Annotated in this window: 7 protein-coding genes; 3 read left to right on the top strand and 4 right to left on the bottom strand. The window is 69.0% G+C overall.

Annotated elements, in window-relative coordinates; all coding sequences use genetic code 11:
* The 3 genes from GCN75_RS29940 to GCN75_RS28565 all read right to left on the bottom strand — a co-directional run.
* Positions 1 to 217 (bottom strand): FecR/PupR family sigma factor regulator (locus GCN75_RS29940; protein ID WP_152285353.1); only part of this gene is annotated, 217 nt, incomplete at its 3' end.
* An 8-nt stretch (positions 218 to 225) separates the two neighbouring features.
* A complete protein-coding gene (locus tag GCN75_RS28570) occupies positions 226 to 801 on the bottom strand; it encodes an RNA polymerase sigma factor (protein ID WP_152258700.1) in 576 nt (191 codons plus the stop codon).
* A complete protein-coding gene (locus GCN75_RS28565) occupies positions 798 to 1538 on the bottom strand; it encodes an STN domain-containing protein (protein ID WP_152285352.1) in 741 nt (246 codons plus the stop codon). The genes GCN75_RS28570 and GCN75_RS28565 overlap by 4 nt, the downstream gene beginning before the upstream one ends.
* Positions 1539 to 1747: 209 nt before the next feature.
* Between GCN75_RS28565 and GCN75_RS28560 the strand changes: the two genes are divergently transcribed.
* From GCN75_RS28560 to GCN75_RS28550, 3 genes are read left to right on the top strand one after another with little or no spacing between them, the layout of a single operon-like run.
* Positions 1748 to 2764 (top strand): M14 family zinc carboxypeptidase, encoded by a 1017-nt coding sequence (locus GCN75_RS28560; RefSeq protein WP_152285351.1) that lies wholly within the window; start codon positions 1748 to 1750, stop codon positions 2762 to 2764.
* Complete coding sequence (locus GCN75_RS28555; protein ID WP_152285350.1) at positions 2761 to 3567, top strand: alpha/beta fold hydrolase; 807 nt, start codon at positions 2761 to 2763, stop codon at positions 3565 to 3567. The genes GCN75_RS28560 and GCN75_RS28555 overlap by 4 nt, the downstream gene beginning before the upstream one ends.
* Entirely contained in the window at positions 3558 to 4619 is a 1062-nt protein-coding gene (locus tag GCN75_RS28550) for a serine hydrolase domain-containing protein (protein ID WP_152285349.1), read from the top strand. The genes GCN75_RS28555 and GCN75_RS28550 overlap by 10 nt, the downstream gene beginning before the upstream one ends.
* Before the next feature lie 10 nt (positions 4620 to 4629).
* Here GCN75_RS28550 and GCN75_RS28545 read toward each other — a convergent pair.
* Positions 4630 to 5214, bottom strand: a 585-nt coding sequence (locus tag GCN75_RS28545) for a YbfB/YjiJ family MFS transporter (protein WP_152285348.1), incomplete at its 5' end; no start/stop codon positions are given.

Genomic DNA, 5214 nt, shown 5'->3' with positions numbered 1-5214 from the left:
AGGCGGGATCCAGCGCCTGCCACACTTGCCCCAGCTCGCGCCAGGCGCGCGCATGCGCGGGGCTGCGCGCGCACCAGGCGCGCAAGGCGTCGGCGTCGGCCTGCGTGAAATCGTCGGCACGCAGCCGCGCCCACCAGACGGCGGCTTGCTGGCCGATGGCGGCATCGCCGTCGGCGGTTTCGGTAGGGGCGCGTGGATCGCGGTCAGGAGCAGTCATGAGATTCATCAATATTTACGACGGCCCGACACATCGCTGCGCTGGGCGGCCTCGGCGTCGGCCATGCACGTTTTACAGTGTTGCATGGCGGCCTGCAATTCTTTCTTCACCATCGCCACGGAAATGCCGAAGCGCTCGGCGATCTCCGCGTTGAGCAAGCCATCGACCCTGGCGGCCGTCAGGATGGCGCGGCGGCGCGGCGACAGGTCCGCCAAGGCCGCGTCGAGCGCCTGCACGTCGAGGCGCGCCGAGACGATGCGGGCGGGGTCGCTGATGTCGTCGCCCGTTTCGTCGGCCATGTGCATCAGTTCTTCGCGTTCGCGTTCCGTGACGATGATGCGGTCGCGGCGGTAGGCATCGGTGGCGATATTGGCAGCCATGCGCAGCAGATAGGCGTCGGGATTATGGACGGGCGCGGCGGCGGGGCCCGGCGCCACCATCGCTTCGAGGCGCAGCCACGTTTCCTGCAGCGCATCGGCAGCATTGTGCTTGCAGCCGACCACCCGTTCGAGGCGCCAGCGCAGCACGGCGTAACGCGAACTGAGGTGGCGTTTCAGCTTGGTGCGCAGGTCGGGCATGCTCATGGCGCCGCCCCTCCCGGCGCGCTGGCGGCGCAATCGACTTCGCTGCCAGGTCCTTGCGGCAGCAGCAGGATGGAAACGGGCTGCGGCATCGATGGCAGCGGCGCCGCGCCCACGCGCATGCCCAGCACCAGGCGCGCAATGGCCGTGTCGCGCGCGCGCAGCCCCGTGCTGTCGAGCAAGTGCACGCGGTCCACCACGCCGGCGCGGTTCAGGTATAGCTGCAGCGCCAGCCGGTAGCCGCCGGGACGCGTCTGCGCCGCGCGGCACAACAATCCCAGCAGCACGTGCTGCAAGCGGCTCACATAGGCCGCATGGTCGCCGCCGTTCTGCACGGCGCCCGGGATGTCGGCGGCGGCCACGACGGCGGCCGGCGGCAGCTCCGCGGCGGCGGCGGCTGTGCCTGCCGGTGCGTACACGATGACGGCTTGCGCGTCGGACAGGCGCGATTGCAGCCCCGTGCCCGCCAGCAAGACTTGCAGGGCCGCGCCGGCCCCGTACGCGCCGCGCACGGCGGCCGACTGGCGCTGCGCGTAGCGCTGGTCCATCAGCACGGCGATGCCCGTGCGGCGGCTGTACAGGTCCAGCGCGTCGCCCAGGTTTTGCGCGGCAATATCGAACTGCAGCACGGGGCCGTCGGCCGGCTGCGCCCGCACGGGCCCCACCGCGGTCAGGAAGCCCAGCAGAACCAGGTATCCCGCCAGCGCAAGCACATGGACGGATGCCGGGCTGCCTGTCATATCGCTATCGTGTCGCTATCGTGTGAGGGTGGAACTGCGTGGAAACGAGGTATTGCCAAGTAACAATTCTTGCTTCAACTGCAATAGCCTACACAGCAAAAATGACGGCTTCGTGACATGCTTGCGGTCAATAAATTTCGCCATGCGAGACGTCTGCCCCAGCAACGATTTCGGCTACACTGGCTGTCACATTCCCATTCAGACGCCTGATGATCGAAAAGAATCTGCCCGAGCTGGTCATGCTGAAGCGCCTCATCGACGAGGGCGGCAGCCACCTGGAAGTGGCTGCGCCCTGCAGCATCGCCATGGATGGGCGCGAGTTTCCCGTGTACACGATTGCCATGGGCAATTCCGGCCCCGACGTGCCCGTGCTGGGCTTTTTTGGCGGCATCCACGGCCTCGAGCGCATCGGCACGCAAGTGCTGCTGTCCTTCCTGGAAAGCCTGGTCGCGCGCCTGCGCTGGGACGCCACCCTGCACCAGCAGCTGGAAACCATGCGCCTCGTATTCATGCCGCTGGTCAATCCGGGCGGCATGTGGCAAGCCACGCGCAGCAATCCCCGCGGCGTGGACCTGATGCGCAATGCGCCCCTGAGCGCGCGCGAAAAAGTGCCGTTCATGCTGGGCGGACAGCGCTACAGCGCCCGCCTGCCTTGGTACCGGGGCGCGGCGCACGGCCCCATGGAGCTGGAAAGCCAGGCCGTGTGCGACCTCGTCGAGCGCGAACTGCTGTCGCGCCAGTTCAGCATCGCCCTCGATTGCCATTCCGGTTTCGGCTTGCGCGACCGCATCTGGTTTCCCCATGCGCATACCAAGGTACCCATCGAACACCTGGCCGAGATCGGCGCGCTGGAAGAGCTGTTCAGCCAGAGCTACCCCAACCACAACTACGTATTCGAGCCGCAAAGCCGGCAATACCGCACGCATGGCGACCTGTGGGATTATCTGTACCTGAACGGCACCAGCCATACGGGCCGCGTATTCCTGCCGCTGACCCTGGAAATGGGTTCCTGGCTGTGGGTCAAGAAAAACCCGCGCCAGCTGTTCAACCGGGTCAGCATGTTCAATCCCACGGCCGCGCACCGGCTGCAGCGCGTGCTGCGCCGCCACCTCGTGTGGTTCGATTTCCTCATGCGCGCCGCCAGCAGCCACGGCCGCTGGGTGCCGGAAGGCTTGCTGCGCAAGGCGCAGCGCCGGCGCGCCCTGGCGCAATGGTATGAATCATGAGCGGGCCGCCCACCTGGGTCCTGCTGCGCGGCCTGATGCGCGAACAGCGCCACTGGGGCCACTTTCCCGCCACCCTCGCGCACGCCTTGCCCGGCGCGCGCATCGTCACGCCCGACCTGCCCGGCAATGGCACGCGCCACCGGCAAACGAGCGCCACGCGCGTGGCGGACATGGTGGAAGACTGCCGCCGGCAGCTGCTGGAACGGGGCATCCCCGCGCCCTACCACTTGCTGGCCCTGTCGCTGGGCGGCATGGTGGCCGTGGAATGGGCGAGCCGCTACCCGCAGGAAATCGCCCGCTGCGTGCTGGTCAACACCAGCATGCGGCCCTACAGCCCGTTCTACCGGCGGCTGCGCTGGCAAAACTACGGCGCCCTGCTGCGCCAGCTGCTGCTGGGCGACCCGCGCAGCCAGGAAGCGCTGATCCTGCGCCTGACGAGCCGCCGCCATGGCGCCGGCAATGCGGCCTTGCTGGACAGCTGGCTGAGTTACCAGCAGCAATACCCCGTCAGCCGGCGCAATGCGCTGCGCCAGCTGCTGTCGGCCGCCCGCTACCGCGCCCCCGCCAGCCGGCCCGCCATGCCCGTGCTGGTGATGGCGGGCGCGCAAGACCGGCTGGTCGACCACCGCTGTTCGCAGCGCCTGGCGCGCGCCTGGCAGGCGGACTGCCTGATCCACGGCGACGGGGGCCACGACCTGCCGCTCGACGAGGGTGAATGGCTGGCGCAATCGGTGGCGCGCTGGATCGGGGTGGCAATGACGGATAATGGCGAACAAAAAACAGTACAGTCAACATGCGGATAACGGAACGTGAAAACCACCTGGCGGCGCTGGCGCAGGCCGGCGTGCAGAATGGCATTTTTCCAGGCGCGGCCTGGGCCTTTGGAACAGTCGGCCACGATATGCACGACGGCGTGGCGGGCGCGGCCGGGCGGCTCACGCCGGAGCCCGCCAGCGCCGCCATGCAGGTCGACACCCTGTTCGACATCGCTTCGCTGACCAAGGTCGTCAGCGTCTGGCCGCTGGTGGGCTGGCTGCTGAAACGCCGGCGCCTGCGCCTGGACGACCGCCTGGCCGACCTGCTGCCCGGCACGGTCGGCTACGCGCTGGCGCCCATCACGGTCTTCCAGCTGCTCACCCATACGGCCGGCTTGCCGCTGCGCGCCCGCCTGCGCGCCAGCTATGGCGAGGTGTACGACGATATCGTGCGCGGCGTGCTGCGCGAGCCGCTGGAAGGCATGCCGGGCCAGGCCGTGGAATACACGGACCGCGCAGCCCTGATCCTCGGCTTTGTCATCGAGCGCTTGCTGGGCATGCCCCTGGACCAGGCGCTCGACGAGCACGTGCTGCGGCCGCTGGGCATGGCCGCCACGGGCTTCGGCCCCCTGCCCGCCGCGCTTGGCGCGCTGGTCGCGCCCACCGAGTATTGCGAGCAGGCGGGCGCGCACCTGTCCGGCGTCGTGCATGATTTTTCCACCCGGCTGCTGGGCGGCGTGTGCGGCATCTCCGGGCTGTTTTCCAACGTGCCCGACCTGCAGCGCTTCCTGGGAGCGATGCTGGCGCCGCAGGCGGGCCGCCACGGCGAAGTGTTTGACGCCGGCTGGGTGCGCGACTCGCTGACGGTGCAGACGGGCGCCCTGACACCGTCGCGGGGCCTGTTCTGGCACCCGGCGGCAGGCACGCTGGCGCAGGACGACGTCTGGTGCCATCTGGGTTTCACGGGCACGGCCATGTGGCTCAGTCCCCGGCGCGGCCGCTATGCGGTGCTGCTGACGAACAAGCTGTACTACACGCGCGATTCCGCCAGGGTCAACGCGCTGCGCAGCGACTTCATGCGCAGCGCATTCGACCTCTGACGCCGGCAGCTTACAGCCGCAGGCTCACGGCGATGGCCAGCAGCAGCGCGCCGGCGGCCGCCAGTAGTGCGCTATTGAAACTGTGCGACTGCGCATACAGGCTGCCGGCCAGCACGGGGCCGATGATCTGGCCCACGCCATACACGATCGTCATGATGGCCATCATGTTGGCGCCCGCCTTGCCCGCAGCCCGCTGCGCGGCCGGCATGGCGATGGTCACCGTGCCTACAAACGTGCCGCCGACGAGGATGGCGCTGAGCAGGTAGCCGGCGGCCGACGGCGCCAGCACGGGCAGCGCCACGCCCAGCGCCTGCAGCAGCAAGTTCAGCCGCAGCGCCCGGCGCGTGCCCAGCCGCTCGTGCAGCCGGTGCCACAGGAAACACGAGGGCGCCGCGCCCAGGCCGAACACGGCCCACACGTGGGCGGAATTGAGATTGGGCAAGGCCGCGCCCACCAGCACGGGCAGATACGTGGCCGTGACGATATAGCCGAGCCCTGCCAGTCCGTAGATCAGCACGAGCGGCCACGGTGCCACGGGCGCCAGCGCCGGCGCGGAAGCGTGCGCCGGCGGCGCGTCCGGACTCGCCTGGCCGCC

The organism is Janthinobacterium violaceinigrum (genome assembly GCF_009208555.1).
Classification (GTDB): Bacteria; Pseudomonadota; Gammaproteobacteria; order Burkholderiales; family Burkholderiaceae_D; genus Janthinobacterium; species Janthinobacterium violaceinigrum.
This window is presented reverse-complemented; position numbering and strand designations above follow the sequence as displayed.

Coding starts and splice junctions, on each gene's coding strand:
- GCN75_RS28570 (WP_152258700.1), bottom strand. CDS start 801: ATGAGCATGCCCGACCTGCGCACCAAGCTGAAACGCCACCTCAGTTCG.
- GCN75_RS28555 (WP_152285350.1), top strand. CDS start 2,761: ATGAGCGGGCCGCCCACCTGGGTCCTGCTGCGCGGCCTGATGCGCGAA.
- GCN75_RS28550 (WP_152285349.1), top strand. CDS start 3,558: ATGCGGATAACGGAACGTGAAAACCACCTGGCGGCGCTGGCGCAGGCC.
- GCN75_RS28560 (WP_152285351.1), top strand. CDS start 1,748: ATGATCGAAAAGAATCTGCCCGAGCTGGTCATGCTGAAGCGCCTCATC.
- GCN75_RS28565 (WP_152285352.1), bottom strand. CDS start 1,538: ATGACAGGCAGCCCGGCATCCGTCCATGTGCTTGCGCTGGCGGGATAC.